At 70.9% G+C, this 15794-nt stretch carries 12 protein-coding genes; 4 read left to right on the plus strand and 8 right to left on the minus strand.

The annotated features are described in order from the left end of the window. Nucleotides 1-107 precede the first annotated feature (107 nt). The 3 genes from AB0E24_RS10260 to sucC all read right to left on the minus strand — a co-directional run bounded on the left by AB0E24_RS10260 (nt 108) and on the right by sucC (nt 3896). Nucleotides 108-1652 carry an aldehyde dehydrogenase family protein gene (locus AB0E24_RS10260; RefSeq protein WP_359375984.1) on the minus strand — a complete coding sequence of 515 codons (1545 nt, stop codon included), beginning with the start codon at nt 1650-1652 and terminating at the stop codon, nt 108-110. 200 nt (nt 1653-1852) lie between these two features. After that, the gene (gene sucD, locus AB0E24_RS10265) at nt 1853-2749 is read right to left on the minus strand and encodes a succinate--CoA ligase subunit alpha (protein WP_102936939.1); all 897 of its coding nucleotides are present in this window, start codon (nt 2747-2749) and stop codon (nt 1853-1855) included. Nucleotides 2750-2762: 13 nt separating this feature from the next. Beyond that, complete coding sequence (gene sucC, locus AB0E24_RS10270) at nt 2763-3896, minus strand: ADP-forming succinate--CoA ligase subunit beta (protein ID WP_359375987.1); 1134 nt, start codon at nt 3894-3896, stop codon at nt 2763-2765. 182 nt (nt 3897-4078) lie between these two features. Between sucC and AB0E24_RS10275 the strand changes: the two genes are divergently transcribed. The 4 genes from AB0E24_RS10275 (at nt 4079) to AB0E24_RS10290 (ending at nt 10627) form a co-directional block, all read left to right on the plus strand. Then, on the plus strand, nt 4079-5761 hold the full coding sequence (locus tag AB0E24_RS10275; protein WP_069866943.1) for a thiamine pyrophosphate-binding protein: 1683 nt from the start codon (nt 4079-4081) through the stop codon (nt 5759-5761). 12 nt (nt 5762-5773) lie between these two features. Beyond that, nucleotides 5774-7021, plus strand: a complete 1248-nt coding sequence (gene frc / locus AB0E24_RS10280; protein ID WP_351371527.1) for a formyl-CoA transferase — start codon at nt 5774-5776, stop codon at nt 7019-7021. Nucleotides 7022-7023: 2 nt separating this feature from the next. Then, nucleotides 7024-9159: an acetate--CoA ligase family protein gene (locus tag AB0E24_RS10285; RefSeq protein ID WP_359375990.1), complete on the plus strand. Its 2136-nt coding sequence runs from the start codon at nt 7024-7026 to the stop codon at nt 9157-9159. Between the two features lie 76 nt (nt 9160-9235). Continuing rightward, nucleotides 9236-10627, plus strand: coding sequence for an OFA family MFS transporter (locus AB0E24_RS10290; protein WP_069866946.1), 1392 nt, complete (start codon nt 9236-9238; stop codon nt 10625-10627). 21 nt (nt 10628-10648) lie between these two features. Here the strand turns inward: AB0E24_RS10290 and AB0E24_RS10295 are convergent, their stop codons facing one another. The 5 genes from AB0E24_RS10295 to AB0E24_RS10315 all read right to left on the minus strand — a co-directional run. Then, nucleotides 10649-11701, minus strand: a complete 1053-nt coding sequence (locus AB0E24_RS10295) for a sugar phosphate isomerase/epimerase family protein (protein WP_232637690.1) — start codon at nt 11699-11701, stop codon at nt 10649-10651. Continuing rightward, a complete protein-coding gene (locus AB0E24_RS10300) occupies nt 11698-13137 on the minus strand; it encodes an alkaline phosphatase family protein (RefSeq protein ID WP_069866948.1) in 1440 nt (479 codons plus the stop codon). Before AB0E24_RS10300 ends, AB0E24_RS10295 begins: the two co-directional genes overlap by 4 nt. Then, nucleotides 13134-14312: a metabolite traffic protein EboE gene (eboE, locus tag AB0E24_RS10305; RefSeq protein WP_359375993.1), complete on the minus strand. Its 1179-nt coding sequence runs from the start codon at nt 14310-14312 to the stop codon at nt 13134-13136. The genes AB0E24_RS10300 and eboE overlap by 4 nt, the downstream gene beginning before the upstream one ends. A 9-nt stretch (nt 14313-14321) precedes the next feature. Continuing rightward, the gene (locus tag AB0E24_RS10310) at nt 14322-15200 is read right to left on the minus strand and encodes a TatD family hydrolase (RefSeq protein WP_099015389.1); all 879 of its coding nucleotides are present in this window, start codon (nt 15198-15200) and stop codon (nt 14322-14324) included. Then, nucleotides 15200-15794 (minus strand): EboA domain-containing protein (locus AB0E24_RS10315; RefSeq protein ID WP_359375995.1); only part of this gene is annotated, 595 nt, incomplete at its 5' end. The genes AB0E24_RS10310 and AB0E24_RS10315, both read right to left, overlap by 1 nt.

Below are 15794 nucleotides of genomic sequence, written 5' to 3' on the forward strand. Positions count from 1 at the left end.
CGACATGGACCACGATACCAAGGTTTCGGAGTGCGTTTCACCTGCGTATGCCGGGCGCCCACCCCCGCGCCGACCTGGGGGGACGTGGGGGTGGGCACGCTGGGTGATCAGGTGGGCATCAGGTGGTAGTCGGGGAAGTTGCCGGGGAGGCGTTCGGGGGCGGGGCCCTCGGTGACGACTCGGATCAGCAGGTCGCCGCCGACGAAGGCGCCGCGCCAGGAGGCGCCGAAGCCGCCGAAGAGCTCATCGCGGTCGCCGCGGGAACGGGGCTTGCCGTGGCCGGTCTTGAAGGCGCGGATCTGGGGGGCCAGCCGGTCGTAGGTGGCGGGGTCGTCGCAGGAGAGGGTGGCGACGAGGGCGCCGTTGCTGGCGTTCATGGCGGCGAGCAGTTCGGCCTCGGTGTCGACCAGTACGAGGGTGTCGACCGGGCCGAAGGGCTCGGCGTGGTGCAGCGGGGAGGTCGAGGGCGGGTTGAGGAGGGTGACGGGGGCGGTGTAGGCGGAGAGGTCCTGGCCGGGGAGGAAGTGGCCGTCGGCGAGGTCGCCGCGGTGGAGGGGGACGGCGCCGCGGTCGATGGCCTCGCTCACCTGGTCGGTGAGCTCCTTGGCCTTGGCGGCGTTGATCAGGGGGCCGAAGTCCAGATCGGGGAGGTTGTCGGAGGGGTGCTCCACCGCGAGGGGGTGGCCCACGCGGATGGAGCGGACCGCCGGGAGGTAGACGGAGAGGAAGGCGTCGAAGGACGAGCGCTGGACGACGAAGCGCGGATAGGCGGTGCAGCGCTGCTTGCCGTAGTCGAAGGTCTTGCGGATCAGTGGGGCGAGGGCGTCCCAGTCGGTGAAGTTCCAGATGCCCCAGGCGTTGAGCCCCTCCTGCTCGAGGATGTGGCGTTTGCCGAGGTCGGCGACGGCGGTGGCGACCCCGGCGCCGGTGTCGCGGCCGCCGACGAAGGAGACACAGCCGATCTCGGGCGAGCGGACCAGCGCCTCGGAGAGCTCACCGCCGCTGCCGCTGAGGAGGGTGACCGGGATGCCCTCGCGAGCGGCGAGCGCGCAGGCGAGGGTGAGGCAGGCCAGCCCGCCGTCGGTGGGGGTCTTGGCGATGACGGCGTTGCCGGCCAGCGCCTGGACGAGCATGGCGTGGGCGAGGACGCTCATCGGGTAGTTCCAGCTGGCGATGTTGGAGACCGGGCCGGGCAGCGGGGTGCGGCCCTCGGCCATGCGGTCGATCTCGTCGACGTACCAGCGGACGCCGTCGATGGCCCGGTCCACATCGGCCTGGGCAAGCCGCCAGGGCTTGCCGATCTCCCAGACCAGCAGGAGGGCGAGCAGCTGCCGGTGCTCGCAGAGCGCGTCGAGGGTGGCGGACACCCGCGCCCGGCGCTCGGCGAGTGCGATATGGCGCCAGCGGCGGTGCTGGTCGAGGGAGGCGCGTACGGCCTGGTGGGCGGTGGTGGCGTCGAGCCGCGGCGGGCCCGCGATCGGGGTGCCGTCCACGGGGGTGGTGGCGGGGAGGGCCCGGCCGTCGCGATGCCAGGTACCGTCCCAGAGGTTGAGGACTCGGTCGTCCTGGAACGCCTCCGGGGCGACGGCGAGGCAGCGCTGCCAGGCGTCGCCCCAGGCGGTTCCGGGCTTGAGGGTGAGGGTGGGTGCCATCGGTGATCTCCGCTCTCGTTGCACAGGCGGGGCGGGATGTGGCGGTTCGTACGGCGGGGACGCCCGTACGGCGGGATCGCCCGTACGGCATGCGTCCACGCACAGCAAGCGTCCGCGTACGGCAAGCGTCCGCGTACGGGGAGGAACGTAGTGGCACCGGGCGTGACGGGGAGCCGATCGCGGATCGGGTATGGCTCACATCACGCGCGGTTGCCGGTTGTTTCGGCCAGAAGGGCCAATACCAGCCCGGCGGTCTCCGTGGGGGTCGCTCCCACTCTCACTCCCGCCGCCTCCAGCGCCGCCTTCTTGGCCGCGGCGGTGCCCGAGGAGCCGGAGACGATGGCGCCCGCGTGGCCCATCGTCTTGCCCTCGGGGGCGGTGAAGCCCGCGATGTAGCCGACGACCGGCTTGGTGACGTGGTCGGCGACGTACCGCGCGGCGCGCTCCTCGGCGTCACCGCCGATCTCGCCGATCATCACGATCAGGTCGGTTTCGGGGTCGGCCTCGAAGGCGGCCAGCGCGTCGATGTGGGTGGTGCCGATGACGGGGTCGCCGCCGATGCCCACGCAGGTGGAGAAGCCGATGTCGCGCAGTTCGTACATCAGCTGGTAGGTGAGGGTGCCGGACTTGGAGACCAGCCCGATCCGGCCGGGTTTGGTGATGTCGGCGGGGATGATGCCCGCGTTGGACTGGCCCGGGGAGATCAGACCGGGGCAGTTCGGGCCGATGACCCTGGTGGTGCGGGCCCGCGCGTACGCCTGGAAGGCGACCGCGTCATGGACCGGGATGCCCTCGGTGATGACGACGGCGAGCGGGATCCGCGCGTCGGCGGCCTCGATGACGGCGGCCTTGGCGTGCGGCGGCGGGACGAAGAGCACGCTCACATCGGCGCCGGTGGTGTCCATGGCCTCGGACACGGAGCCGAAGACGGGCACCGTACGGACGTCGAAGTCGACCTGGGTCCCGGCCTTGCGCGGATTGACACCGCCGACGACATCGGTGCCGGCGGCGAGCATGCGCCGGGTGTGCTTCATGCCTTCGGCGCCGGTCATGCCCTGGACGATGACCTTGCTGCCCTTGGTGAGGAAGATGGCCATGCGAGGAGCCCCCTTATGCGGCGGTCGCGGCGAGTTCGGCGGCGCGCGCTGCGGCGCCGTCCATGGTGTCGGCCTGGTGGACGAGTGGATGAGCCAATTGGCCAAGAATGGCTCGGCCACGTGCGGCGTTGTTGCCGTCGAGCCGGACGACGAGCGGTTTGGTGAGGGGGACGGTGTCCAGGGCGCGCACGATGCCGTCGGCCACCGCGTCGCAGGCGGTGATGCCGCCGAAGACATTGACCAGGACGGAGCGCACATCCGGGTCGTCGAGGACGAGGGAGAGCCCGTCGGCCATCACCTGGGCCGAGGCGCCACCGCCGATGTCGAGGAAGTCGGCGGGGCGGGCGCCGCAGCCCGCGACCACGTCCAGGGTGGACATCACCAGGCCCGCGCCGTTGCCGATGACACCCACCTGGCCGTCGAGTTTGACGTAGCCGAGCCCGACCGCCGCGGCCCTCGCCTCCAGCGGATCCCGGGACCGGTCGTCGCCGTCGTCCCATGACGGCTGCCGGAAGCTGGCGTTGTCGTCCAGGGTGACCTTGCCGTCCAGGGCCACGATCGCGCCGTCGCGGGTCACCACCAGTGGGTTGACCTCGACCAGCAGGGCGTCCTGGGCGATCAGGACGGTCCACAGCCGGCGGATGGTCCCGGCCGCCTCCCGCGGCAGTCCCCCGGCGATGGCGATCTCGGCGGCCTTCGCCTCGGTCACCCCCTCGGCCGGATCGACGGGGATCCGGGCCACCGCCTCGGGACGGCGCGCCGCGACCTCCTCGATCTCCATACCGCCCTCGACGGAGGCGATGGCCAGGAAGCGGCCCGCGGCCCGGTCCAGGGCGAAGCCGAGGTACAGCTCCCGTTCCACCTCGACGGGTTCGGCGACCATCACCCGGTGCACGGTGTGGCCCTTGATGTCCATGCCGAGGATCCGCCGTGCGGTCTCCTCGGCGGCCACCGGGTCGTCGGCGAGCTTCACCCCGCCGGCCTTGCCCCGGCCGCCGGTTTTCACCTGGGCCTTGATGACGACACGTCCGCCCAGCCGTTCGGCGGCCGCGCGGGCGGCCTCGGCCGAGTCCACGACTTCGGCTCTCGGCACCCGCACGCCGTTGTGGTGAAGGAGTTCCCGTGCCTGATGTTCATAGAGGTCCATGTGTCAGCTCCCTGATGGTCCGTCAACAGCGCTTGGTCCGGCGCTGGTTCGAACGAGTGGCGCACGCCCCCTGGACATCGCTCGGCCGATGGTGGGATAACAAAGTTCATACAGGATAACGTCGACTGTATGCAATCCACTTGCAAGGCCGTACCGACCCCTACGAAGGGACGCGATTCGCCATGCCCGACGACAGCCAGGACCTCATTTCCGGCGGGCACTTGGTCGCCAAAGCACTCAAAGCAGAAGGCGTCGAGGTCATCTACACCCTCTGCGGCGGCCACATCATCGATATCTACGACGGCTGTGTCGACGAGGGCATCGACGTCATCGATGTACGCCACGAACAGGTCGCCGCCCACGCCGCCGACGGCTACGCCCGGATCACCGGCAAGCCCGGCTGCGCGGTCGTCACCGCCGGCCCCGGCACCACCGACGCGGTCACCGGCGTCGCCAACGCCTTCCGCGCCGAGTCACCCATGCTGCTCATCGGCGGCCAGGGAGCCCACACCCAGCACAAGATGGGGTCCCTCCAGGACCTTCCCCATGTGGACATGATGGCGCCGATCACCAAGTTCGCCGCCACCGTCCCGGACACCGCCCGCGCCGCCGACATGGTCTCCATGGCCTTCCGCGAGTGCTTCCACGGCGCCCCCGGCCCCTCCTTCCTGGAGATCCCGCGGGATGTGCTGGACGCCAAGGTGCCGGTGGACAAGGCGCGCGTCCCCCTGGCGGGGCACTACCGCGCCTCCACCCGCGCCGCCGGGGACCCCGAGTCCGTCCAGAAGCTGGCCGATCTGCTGGTCCAGGCCGAGAAGCCGGCGATCCTGCTGGGCAGCCAGGTGTGGACCACCCGCGCCACCGGCTCGGCCATCGAGCTGGTGCGCACCCTCAATGTGCCCGCGTACATGAACGGCGCGGGGCGCGGCACACTGCCGCCCGGCGATCCGCACCACTTCCAGCTCTCCCGCCGCTACGCCTTCTCCAACGCCGACCTCATCATCATCGTCGGCACGCCCTTCGACTTCCGGATGGGCTACGGCAAGCGGCTCTCCCCCGACGCCACCGTGGTCCAGATCGACCTCGACTACCGCACGGTCGGCAAGAACCGGGACATCGACCTGGGCATCGTGGGCGACGCGGGGCTGATCCTCTCCGCCGTCACCCAGGCCGCCTCCGGCCGCATCAACGGCGGCGCGGGCAAGCGCAAGGAGTGGCTGGACGAGCTGCGGGCCGCCGAGCAGAAGGCGATCGAGAAGCGGCTGCCCAACCTCCGCTCCGACGCCTCCCCCATCCATCCGTACCGCCTGGTCAGCGAGATCAACGACTTCCTCACCGAGGACTCGATCTACATCGGCGACGGCGGCGACATCGTCACCTTCTCCGGTCAGGTGATCCAGCCCAAGTCGCCCGGCCACTGGATGGACCCGGGCCCGCTGGGGACGCTCGGCGTCGGGGTGCCGTTCGTGATGGCCGCCAAGAAGGCCCGCCCCGACAAGGAGGTGGTGGCGCTCTTCGGCGACGGCGCCTTCTCCCTGACCGGCTGGGACTTCGAGACGCTGGTCCGCTTCGACCTGCCGTTCGTCGGCATCGTCGGCAACAACTCCTCGATGAACCAGATCCGTTACGGCCAGAAGGCCAAGTACGGCGAGCAGCGCGAGCGGGTCGGAAACACCCTGGGCGATGTGCCCTACGACCAGTTCGCCCGGATGCTCGGCGGCCACGGCGAGGAGGTCCGCGACCCGGCGGACATCGGCCCGGCACTGCGCCGCGCCCGCGAGTCCGGCAAGCCGTCGCTGATCAACGTCTGGGTGGACCCGGACGCGTACGCCCCCGGAACCATGAACCAGACCATGTACAAGTAGGGAGGCGCCACCATGTCCCAGGCACTTGAGGCCAATCAAGCTCTGACGGGCATCCGCGTCCTCGACATGACGCATGTGCAGTCCGGTCCCTCCGCCACCCAGCTGCTCGCCTGGCTCGGCGCGGATGTGGTCAAGCTGGAGAACACCACCGGCGACATCACCCGCAAACAGCTGCGCGATCTCCCGGATGTGGACTCGCTCTACTTCACGATGCTCAACTGCAACAAGCGGAGCATCACCCTCAACACCAAGAGCGAACGCGGCAAGGAGATCCTGACCGAGCTCATCCGCCGCAGCGACGTCCTGGTGGAGAACTTCGGTCCGGGCGCCGTGGACCGCATGGGATTCACCTGGGAGCGCATCCAGGAGATCAACCCCCGGCTGGTCTACGCCTCGATCAAGGGGTTCGGCGACGGCCCGTACACCAAGTTCAAGGCGTACGAGGTGGTCGCGCAGGCCATGGGCGGGTCGATGTCCACGACCGGTTTCGAGGACGGACCGCCGCTGGCCACCGGCGCCCAGATCGGCGACTCCGGCACCGGGGTGCACTGCGTGGCGGGCATCCTCGCCGCGCTCTACCAGCGCACCCACACCGGCCGCGGCCAGCGGGTGAATGTGGCGATGCAGCACGCGGTGCTCAATCTGTGCCGGGTCAAGCTGCGCGACCAGCAGCGGCTGGCGCATGGACCGCTCGCCGAGTATCCGAATGAGGACTTCGGCGACGAGGTGCCGCGCAGCGGCAACGCCAGCGGTGGCGGCCAGCCCGGCTGGGCGGTGAAATGCGCGCCCGGCGGGCCCAACGACTACGTCTACGTCATCGTGCAGCCGGTCGGCTGGGAGCCCATCACCCGGCTCATCGGCCGCCCCGAACTGGCCGAGGACCCGGAGTGGGCCGCGCCCGAGGCGCGGCTGCCGAAGCTGGCCAAGATGTTCCAGCTGATCGAGGAGTGGAGCAGCACCCTGCCGAAGTGGCAGGTGCTGGAGCAGCTCACGGCCGAGAACATCCCGTGCGGGCCGATCCTGTCCACCAAGGAGATCATCGAGGACGCGTCGCTCGCGGCCAACGAGATGATCGTCGAAGTCGACCACCCCGAGCGCGGCTCCTTCACCACGGTCGGCTCCCCGCTGAAGCTCTCCGACTCCCCGGTCCAGGTCGAGCGCTCCCCGCTGCTGGGTGAGCACAACGAAGAGGTGTACGTCGGGGAGCTGGGGCTCGGCGACGAGGAAGTGCGACTGCTCAAGACGAACGGAGTGATCTGACGGTGACGTATGACAATGCTGCCGTGCGCGCGGTGCTGGACGCCGCCCGCGCCGAGGGGCGCACGGCACTGACCGCTCCCGAGGGGAAGCGGATCACCGACGCGTACTCCATCCCGACCCCGGCCGAGGGGCTGGCGGAAACCGCCGACGAGGCGGTGGCGCTCGCCGACCGGATCGGCTTCCCCGTCGTCCTCAAGATCGTGTCCCCGGACATCCTGCACAAGACCGACGCGGGCGGGGTCCGGGTGGGGCTGACGTCCTGCGCCGAGGTGCGGAGCGCGTTCACCTCGATCGTCGACAACGCCCGTGCGTACGACGCCGAGGCCCGGATCCAGGGCGTCCAGGTGCAGCAGATGGTCCCGGAGGGCGGCCAGGAGGTCATCGTCGGCGCGGTCACCGATCCCACCTTCGGCAAGGTGGTGGCGTTCGGGCTCGGCGGGGTGCTGGTGGAGGTGTTGAAGGACATCACCTTCCGGCTGGCCCCGGCCAGCGAGGACGAGGCGCTGTCGATGCTGGACGGGATCCGCGCCGCCGAGGTGCTGCGCGGGGTGCGCGGCGGGGAGGCGGTGAACCGGGCGGCGCTCGCCGATCTGATCGTGCGTGTCTCCCGGCTGGTGGCGGACTTCCCCGAGATCACGGAGGTCGATCTCAACCCGGTGTTCGCCACCGCGAGCGGGGTGCTGGCCGCCGATGTGCGGCTGCTGATCGGGGACCCCGCCCCGCAGGAGCGCCGCCGCTATACGCGCGAGGAGATCCTGGGCTCGATGCGCCGGCTGATGCAGCCGCGTTCGGTGGCGGTGGTCGGCGCCTCCAACGAGCACGGCAAGATCGGCAATTCGGTGATGCGCAACCTCATCGACGGCGGCTTCCCCGGGGAGATCCACCCGGTGAACCCCAAGGCCGACGACATCCTGGGCCGCAAGGCGTACAAGAGCGTCACGGACGTCCCCGGCGAGGTGGATGTGGCGGTCTTCGCGATCCCCGCGAAGTTCGTGCCCGCCGCGCTGGAGGAGGTCGGCCGCAAGGGCATCCCGAACGCCGTGCTGATCCCGTCCGGCTTCGCCGAGACCGGTGAACACGAGCTCCAGCGGCGGATCGTGGAGATCGGCGAGGAGCACGGGGTGCGGCTGCTGGGGCCGAACATCTACGGCTACTACTCCACCTGGCAGGATCTGTGCGCCACCTTCTGCACCCCGTACGACGTCAAGGGGCCGGTGGCGCTCACCTCGCAGTCCGGTGGCATCGGGATGGCCATCCTGGGCTTCGCCCGGACGACCAAGACCGGTGTCTCGGCCATCGTCGGCCTGGGCAACAAGTCGGATGTGGACGAGGACGATCTGCTGACCTGGTTCGGCGAGGACGACCACACCCAGTGCATCGCGATGCACCTGGAGGACCTCAAGGACGGCCGGGCCTTCGTGGAGGCGGCGCGGGCCACGGTGCCCAGGAAGCCGGTGGTGGTCCTCAAGGCGGGCCGTACGGCGGCGGGCGCCAAGGCGGCCGGCTCCCACACCGGCGCGCTGGCCGGGGATGACGCGGTCTACGACGACATCCTGCGGCAGGCCGGGGTGATCCGGGCGCCGGGTCTCAACGAGATGCTGGAGTACGCGCGGGCGCTGCCGGTGCTGCCCACACCACAGGGTGACAACGTCGTCATCATCACCGGCGCCGGGGGTTCGGGGGTGCTGTTGTCGGACGCGATCGTCGACAACGGGCTGTCCCTGATGGAGATCCCCGAGGATCTGGACGCCGCCTTCCGCCGCTTCATCCCGCCGTTCGGCGCGGCCGGGAACCCGGTGGACATCACCGGCGGTGAACCGCCGTCCACCTACGAGGCGACCATCCGGCTGGGGCTGGCGGATCCGCGGATCCACTCCCTGGTGCTGGGCTACTGGCACACCATCGTCACCCCGCCGATGGTGTTCGCCGAGCTGACCGCGCGGGTCGTCGAGGAGTTCCGCGCGCAGGGCATCGCCAAACCGGTGGTGGCCTCGCTCGCGGGCGACACCGAGGTCGAGGAGGCGTGCGCATACCTCTTCGAGCACGGGGTCGTGGCGTATCCGTACACCACCGAGAAGCCGGTGGCCGTCCTGGGGGCCAAGTACCGCTGGGCCCGGTCCGCGGGGCTGCTGACCTAGCCACCCACGTTTCCCGGAGCACGAAGAGTTTGGACAGGGGGCGCTGGCCGGGTTCCTTCGAAGCCAAGGGGACGACATGAGCACAGGAGAACAACCGGAAGGGGTACTCCCCTTCCGTGAAGTGCAGGACAGCAAGGGACGCACGTACCGCATCGGCGAGACCGACCGCGACATCCTGGGCCACAGCCGGAAGCTGATGGTCTATCTGCCGTGGGTCGCGATGATGGCCATCAGCGTGTCCGAGTACGCGTACGGCTCGGCCGAGGACACGCTCTCGGAAGCGCACGGCTGGACCCAGAGCAACACCTTCTGGATCCTGAGCGTCTGGGTGTTCTTCCAGGCGGGCATCGCCTTCCCGGCCGGATGGCTGCGGGAGAAGGGCATCCTGACCGCCCGTAAGGCGATGTTCCTGGGAGCCGGGCTGTGTCTGATCGGCTTCCTGGCCCTCTCCCACGTCGACAACGTCTTCATGGCGATCGTCGGCTTCGGCGTCATCGGCGGGCTCGGCTCCGGGTTCGTCTACGCCACCTGCATCAATATGGTGGGCAAGTGGTTCCCGGAGCGGCGCGGGGCGAAGACGGGGTTTGTCAACGGAGGGTTCGCCTACGGCGCGCTGCCGTTCATCTTCATCTTCAACTACTGGTTCGACACCGGCAACTTCAACGAGATCCTCGACCTCATCGGTGTCTATGTGCTGATCATCGTGGCGATCTGCGCCTGGTTCTTCAAGGACCCGCCGAAGAACTGGTGGCCCGCCGATATCGACCCGCTGAGCTACTCAGGCAACGCCAAGAGCGCCACGAGCCTGGCGAAGAACCCGCCGGCGGTGCGGCAGTACACCCCCAAGGAGGCCATCAGGACCGGCATGCTGCCACTGATGTGGTTCTCCCTGGTGCTGACCGCCGGGGTGTCGATCTTCGGGATCTCCTTCCAGGTCGACTACGCCAAGGAGGTGGGCTTCGGCCCGCTGGTCGCGGCCTCGTCCATGGGCATCATGTCCGTCATCAACGGTGTCGGACGCGGTGTGGTGGGCTGGCTCTCGGACCTGTGGGGCCGGAAGTCGACCCTGGTGTTCGTCATCGTGGTGCTGGGCCTCGCCCAGTTCGGGGTGATCTGGGCCGGCAACATCCACAACGAGGTGCTGTTCCTCTTCTTCGCCTTCCTCTCCGGATTCGGCGGCGGCGCCTTCTACCCGATGTTCGCGGCGCTGACCCCGGACTACTTCGGTGAGAACTACAACGCCACCAACTACGGCCTGGTGTACAGCGGAAAGCTGATCAGCGGGCTGTTCGGCGGCGGCCTCGGCTCGATGGTGGTCGACTCCTGGGGCTACGACGGCGCTTACGCGCTCGCCGGAGGCATCTCCATGGTGGCGGCCGCGGTGGCCCTGCTGCTGCGGCAGCCCGGCCGGCCGCGGGTCCGGGGGATCGCCCCGAACCCGCAGCCGATCAGCCGCGAGGTCGTCTAGCCCGCCGCGCGGGGCCCTCGCTCAGCCCCGTCCGCCGCACCGCAGGGACCGCAGATAGCGGGCGGAGCGGCGGGCGGTGGTGAGCGAATCGGCCGGCTGGTCGTGCTCCACCAGCCACTGGTGGTCACGGCGGCCGCCGTGGGTCCTGCCGACCTCGGTCAGGAAGCGGCGGTAGTCGATGTCACCGTCCCCGACGTCCACCATCCGGTAGCCGTCGGGGGCGGCTTCGTCGTGCTCGCCGTCCTTGACGTGGAAGAGCGGGTAGCGGTGCGGGGCCCGCAGTACGTAGTCCAGCGGTTCGAAGGGCGCCGGGGAGCCGTCGGCCTTCTTGCCGAAGCGGAACTGGCCCGCATACGCCCAGTAGATGTCCATCTCCAGATGGACCAGGTCGGGGTCGGTCTCGGCGAGCAGTACGTCGTAGAGGCGGACGTCCGGCTGATCGGTGGCGAAGGAGAACTCCTCGGCGTGGTTGTGCTGGTAGAACTTCATCCCGCGCGCCTTGGCCGCCGCGCCATAGGTGTTGAACTCCTCCGCACAGCGCTTCCAGCCCTCCACCGTGGAGCCGTAGCGCCAGGGCCCGGAGGCGGTGCCCACATGCGGCAGGCCGAGCGCCTGGGCGTCGTCGAGCACCTGGGTGAGGTTGGTGGCGAAGGTGTACGCCTTGGGGTCGTCGGAGTAGTAGCCGACGTGGCTGCCGATGCCGCGCAGCCCGTTGTCCCTCATCAGCCGCTTGAGCTGCTTGAGGGTGATGTCGCCCGTTCCCTGGGTGTATCCGGCGAACTCCACCTGGTCGTAGCCGTATCGGGCCAGTTCCTCGAAGACACGGGCGAAGCCGATGGACTGCACCTGGTCGCGGAGGGTGTAGAGCTGGATGCCGAGGTGGCCGCGGGGCACCAGCGGGCCGCCCCGGCCGTGCTGGGCCGCGGTGCCGGTCCGGGCGGCCGTGGCGGTATCGGCCGCCGTGGCGGTGGCCGTGCCGAGCAGACCGGCGGCGGTGGCGCCCGCGGCGACGCCGAGGAATCTGCGGCGGCGGAGGGTATCGGCGAGTTCGGGATTGTCCTGGGCCCTCTTCACGGGGTGTCTCCTTCTGTTGCGTTCGTCAGACCGGCGAGGTGGAGGAGCAGGGTCTTGACGTCGGTGGCGGCCACCCGGCCGCGCACCGCGCCGGGCTGGGAGCAGAGGAGGACGGGGCCGTCCTCCTCGCGGTCCGGCAGGCGGCCGTGGCTGCCGCGCACCGGGGCCGGATCGAGCGGGACGACGGCCATGCGGTAGCGCATCCCGGTCTTCTTGCGGGCCAGCGCGGTGGCGGCCCGCAGTCGCACATAGGGGTCCTTGGGGTCCATGAACAGCTCGGCCGGGTCATAGCCGGGCTTGCGGTGGATCTCCACCAGCTGGGCGAAGTCGGGGGCGCGGGCGTCGTCGAGCCAGTAGTAGTACGTGAACCAGGCGTCCGGCTCGGCGACCGCCACCAGTTCCCCGGAGCGGGGGTGGTCCAGGCCGTGGGCCTTCTTGCCCTCGTCGTCGAGGAGTTCGGCGATCCCGGTGAGACCGGCCAGGGCGGTGCGGGTGGCCTCCAGGTCCTCCTCGCGGCGCACATAGACATGGGCGAGCTGGTGGTCGGCGACCGCGAAGGCCCGGGAGGCGCCGGGGTCCAGGTATTCCATGCCGTCCTGGGTGTGCACCTCCAGCAACCCGGCGCGGCGCAGCGCCCGGTTGATGTCCACCGGCCGGGAGACAGGGGTGATGCCGTACTCGGACAGCGCCACCACGGTGCGGCCGCGGGCGGTGGCGTCGTCCAGCAGCGGGCCGAGGGCGGTGTCGAGCTCGGCGGCGGCCGCGTGGGCGCGGGGGTCGTCGGGGCCGTAGCGCTGGAGGTCGTAGTCCAGATGCGGAATGTAGGTCAGCACCAGATCGGTGGGGCGGGTGCGCAGCAGGTGGCGGGTGGCGTCGATGATCCACTGCGAGGAGACCAGATCGGCGCCCGGCCCCCAGAAGTGGAAGAGCGGGAAGGTGCCGAGTTTCGCGGTGAGTTCGTCGTGCAGCGCGGGGGGCCGGGTGTAGCAGTCCGGCTCCTTGCGGCCGTCGGCGTAGTAGACGGGGCGCGGGGTGACGGTGATGTCGGTGTCCGAGCCCATCGCGTACCACCAGCAGACATTGGCCACGGTGTAGCCCGGGTGGACCCGGCGGGCGGCGTCCCACAGCTTGTCGCCGCCCACCAGGCCGTTGTGCTGCCGCCACAGCAGCACCTCGCCCATCTCGCGGAAGTACCAGCCGTTGCCCACGATGCCGTGTTCGGCGGGGGTGGTGCCGGTGAGGAACGTCGACTGGGCGGCGCAGGTGACGGCGGGCAGCACGGTGCCCAGCGAGGCGCGGGAGCCGGAGCTGCCGAGCGCCTTGAGGCGCGGCATATGGTCCAGCAGCCGTGGGGTGAGCCCGACGACGTCGAGGACGAGGAGCGGGGTCGGGCCGGTCCCGGCGCTCGTATCGCTCGGGTGGCTCGGGTCGCTCATGGCAGCTCCTTGAGGCCGAGGTCGGTCAGCAGGTCGCGGGCGAGGGCGAGTTCGGCGGCGATGCCGTCCGCGAGCCGGTCGCGGGTACGGGGGCGCAGCTCGGCCGGGAGCGCCTGCCAGGTGTAGGTCTCCACCTCGAGATGGCGGGTCAGCGGGGCGGGCCCGCCGACGAGCCGGGCGAGGGCGTCGGCCAGCACCGGGAGGGTGGAGGTGAGCGGGGGCTCGGGCGGGGCGTGCAGCGGCACATGGAAGTGGGACCGCCAGGGCGCGGTGTCGCCGAGCCCGCCGGCGAGCGCCTGGTCGAGGTCGTCGGTGCCGTGGACGCCGCCCTCGGGGTCCCGGGTGCGGGTCTGGTGGAGGAAGCGGGGCTCGGCGAAGGCCGCGAGGGCCTCCCGCACCGCCGGCCGCCCCGGGTCCTCGGCGTGCAGCGCGGCGGACAGCTGGGCCTTGACGACCGGGACCCCGGCGGCGGTGAGCGCGCCTGTGGCCGTGTGCGGATCCTCGAACTGTGTCGCCAGATGGCAGGTGTCCAGACAGACGCCGATGCGGTCCAGGGGCGGGCCGCCGGGGGCGGTGAGCGCGTCGATGGCCTGTGCGGTGGTCTCGACGGTGCAGCCGGGCTCGGGCTCCAGGCCGATGCGGATCGAACGGCCGGTGAGCTCCTGGATGGCGTCGAGCCGCTGGGCGAGGGTGGTGAGGTGGCGGCGGGCGGCGCGGGCCCGGTCGGCGTCGAAGGGGGTGCGCCAGGCCAGCGGCAGGGTGGAGACGGTGCCGTCGGTGATGTCGTCGGGGAGCAGCGCGGCCAGCAGCCGGGCCAGATGGGTGGTGTGCTCCAGCCGCTCCGGATCGGTCCAGTCGGGCTTGTAGACGCGGTACTTGACCTCCTCGGCGCCGAACCCCTCGTACGGGAAGCCGTTGAGGGTCACCACCTCCAGGCCGCGGGTGTCCAGCGCGGTGCGCAGCCTGCGCAGTTCGGCGGGGTCGGCGCTGAGGGTGCGGGCGGCGTCGCGGGCCAGCCACAGGCCGATTCCGAGCCGGTCGCGGCCCAGGCGGCGGCGGACCGGTTCACAGTGCAGCCGGAGCTGGTCCACGACGCCGTCGAGGTTCTCGGCGGGGTGGACGTTGGTGCAGTAGGCGAGGTGGACGGTGGAGCCGTCGGGGTGGCGGAAGCGCATGGGGTCTCCTCACCGTCCGGTCGGCGCGGCGGGGGCGCCGCGCAGGATGGAGTTGCCCTCGTGGGTGGCGGTGGCGGCGGTGTCCTCGACGTCGAGGTCCAGTTCGAGGCGGCCGCTGAGCCCGTAGAACGCGACCGGGTTGCGCCACAGCACCTGGTCGACGTCGTCCTCGGTGAAGCCCTCGGCGCGCATCAGGTCGCCGACCTTGCGGGTCTTGAGCGGATCGCTCCTGCCCCAGTCGGCGGCCGAGTTGACCAGGACCCGCTCGGTCCCGTACGCGCGGAGGATCGCGACCATCCGCTCCTCGTCCATCTTGGTGTCCGGGTAGACCGAGAAGCCCAGCCAGCAGCCGCTGTCCCTGGCCTCCTCGACGGTGGTCTCGTTGAGGTGGTCCACCAGGACGCGGTCCAGGGGCAGCGCGGACTCCTTCACCACGTCGAGGGTGCGGCGCAGCCCGGCCAGCTTGTCCCGGTGCGGGGTGTGGACGAGCGCGGGCAGACCGTGGTCGGCGGCCAGTTGGAGCTGGGTGGCCAGGGCGGTGTCCTCGGCCGGGGTCATCGAGTCGTAGCCGATCTCGCCCACGGCCACGACGCCGTCCTTGACGAGATAGCGCTCCAGCTCCTCCAGGACGGGGACGCAGCGCGGGTCGTTGGCCTCCTTGGGGTTGAGGGCGAGGGTGCAGTGGTGGGCGATGCCGTGCTGGGCGGCCCGGAAGGGCTCCCAGCCGAGGAGGGCGTCGAAGTAGTCGTAGAAGCTGGCGGGCGAGGTGCGCGGCTGCCCGAGCCAGAAGGACGGCTCGACCACGGCGCGCACCCCCGCCGCGTACATGGCCTCGTAGTCGTCGGTGGTGCGGGAGGTCATATGGATGTGGGGGTCGAAGATGCGCATCAGGACTCCTCACGGGTCAGGTCGCGGGCCAGGGCCAGTACGCGGTCCAGATCGCCGGGGACGGGGCGGCCGGCGGCGGTGCGCTCGCGGGCGTAGTCGGTGAGCATGCGGGCCAGCTCGCCGTCCCCGCGCGCCCTGCGCTCCCACTGCGCGACGGCGCCGAGGGGCACCCCGGTGAACAGGCACTTGAGCACGGCCTGCCGCCAGCTGTGCGGCGGGAGGTGGCGGGCGGCGTACGGGCCGACGGCGGCGGCCACGAGCCGGGTGTCATTGGTCCGCAGGGCGTCCTCGACGAGCGGGACGGCGTCGGGGCCGGTGAAGAGGGCGAGGTGCGGGAGCGCGCGCAGCACGGCCCGGCGCTCGGCGCCGGTGCCGTGCGCGTACAGCCTCGCGGCCGTCGGCGCGTCCGCGTCGGCGGCATGGAGGATGAGGATGCGGGCGGCGTCGGGGAGGTCGTGGGGGGCGAGGTCTTCGGCGGGGGTGGGCGTCTCGACGGGGGTGGCCGTCCCGGCGGGAGTGGCCGTCCCGGCGGGAGTAGCCGTCCCGGCGGGAGTAGCCGTCTCGACGGGGGTAGCCGTCCTGGCGGGAGTAGCC

Source organism: Streptomyces malaysiensis subsp. malaysiensis (genome assembly GCF_040653035.1).
In the GTDB taxonomy this organism is placed as follows: domain Bacteria; phylum Actinomycetota; class Actinomycetes; order Streptomycetales; family Streptomycetaceae; genus Streptomyces; species Streptomyces malaysiensis.

Excerpts from the sequence above, each read along its gene's own strand:
- AB0E24_RS10260 (WP_359375984.1), bottom strand. The coding sequence starts at position 1,652 with ATGGCACCCACCCTCACCCTCAAGCCCGGAACCGCCTGGGGCGACGCC.
- sucD (WP_102936939.1), bottom strand. The coding sequence starts at position 2,749 with ATGGCCATCTTCCTCACCAAGGGCAGCAAGGTCATCGTCCAGGGCATG.
- sucC (WP_359375987.1), bottom strand. The coding sequence starts at position 3,896 with ATGGACCTCTATGAACATCAGGCACGGGAACTCCTTCACCACAACGGC.
- AB0E24_RS10275 (WP_069866943.1), top strand. The coding sequence starts at position 4,079 with ATGCCCGACGACAGCCAGGACCTCATTTCCGGCGGGCACTTGGTCGCC.
- frc (WP_351371527.1), top strand. The coding sequence starts at position 5,774 with ATGTCCCAGGCACTTGAGGCCAATCAAGCTCTGACGGGCATCCGCGTC.
- AB0E24_RS10290 (WP_069866946.1), top strand. The coding sequence starts at position 9,236 with ATGAGCACAGGAGAACAACCGGAAGGGGTACTCCCCTTCCGTGAAGTG.
- AB0E24_RS10300 (WP_069866948.1), bottom strand. The coding sequence starts at position 13,137 with ATGAGCGACCCGAGCCACCCGAGCGATACGAGCGCCGGGACCGGCCCG.
- eboE (WP_359375993.1), bottom strand. The coding sequence starts at position 14,312 with ATGCGCTTCCGCCACCCCGACGGCTCCACCGTCCACCTCGCCTACTGC.
- AB0E24_RS10310 (WP_099015389.1), bottom strand. The coding sequence starts at position 15,200 with ATGCGCATCTTCGACCCCCACATCCATATGACCTCCCGCACCACCGAC.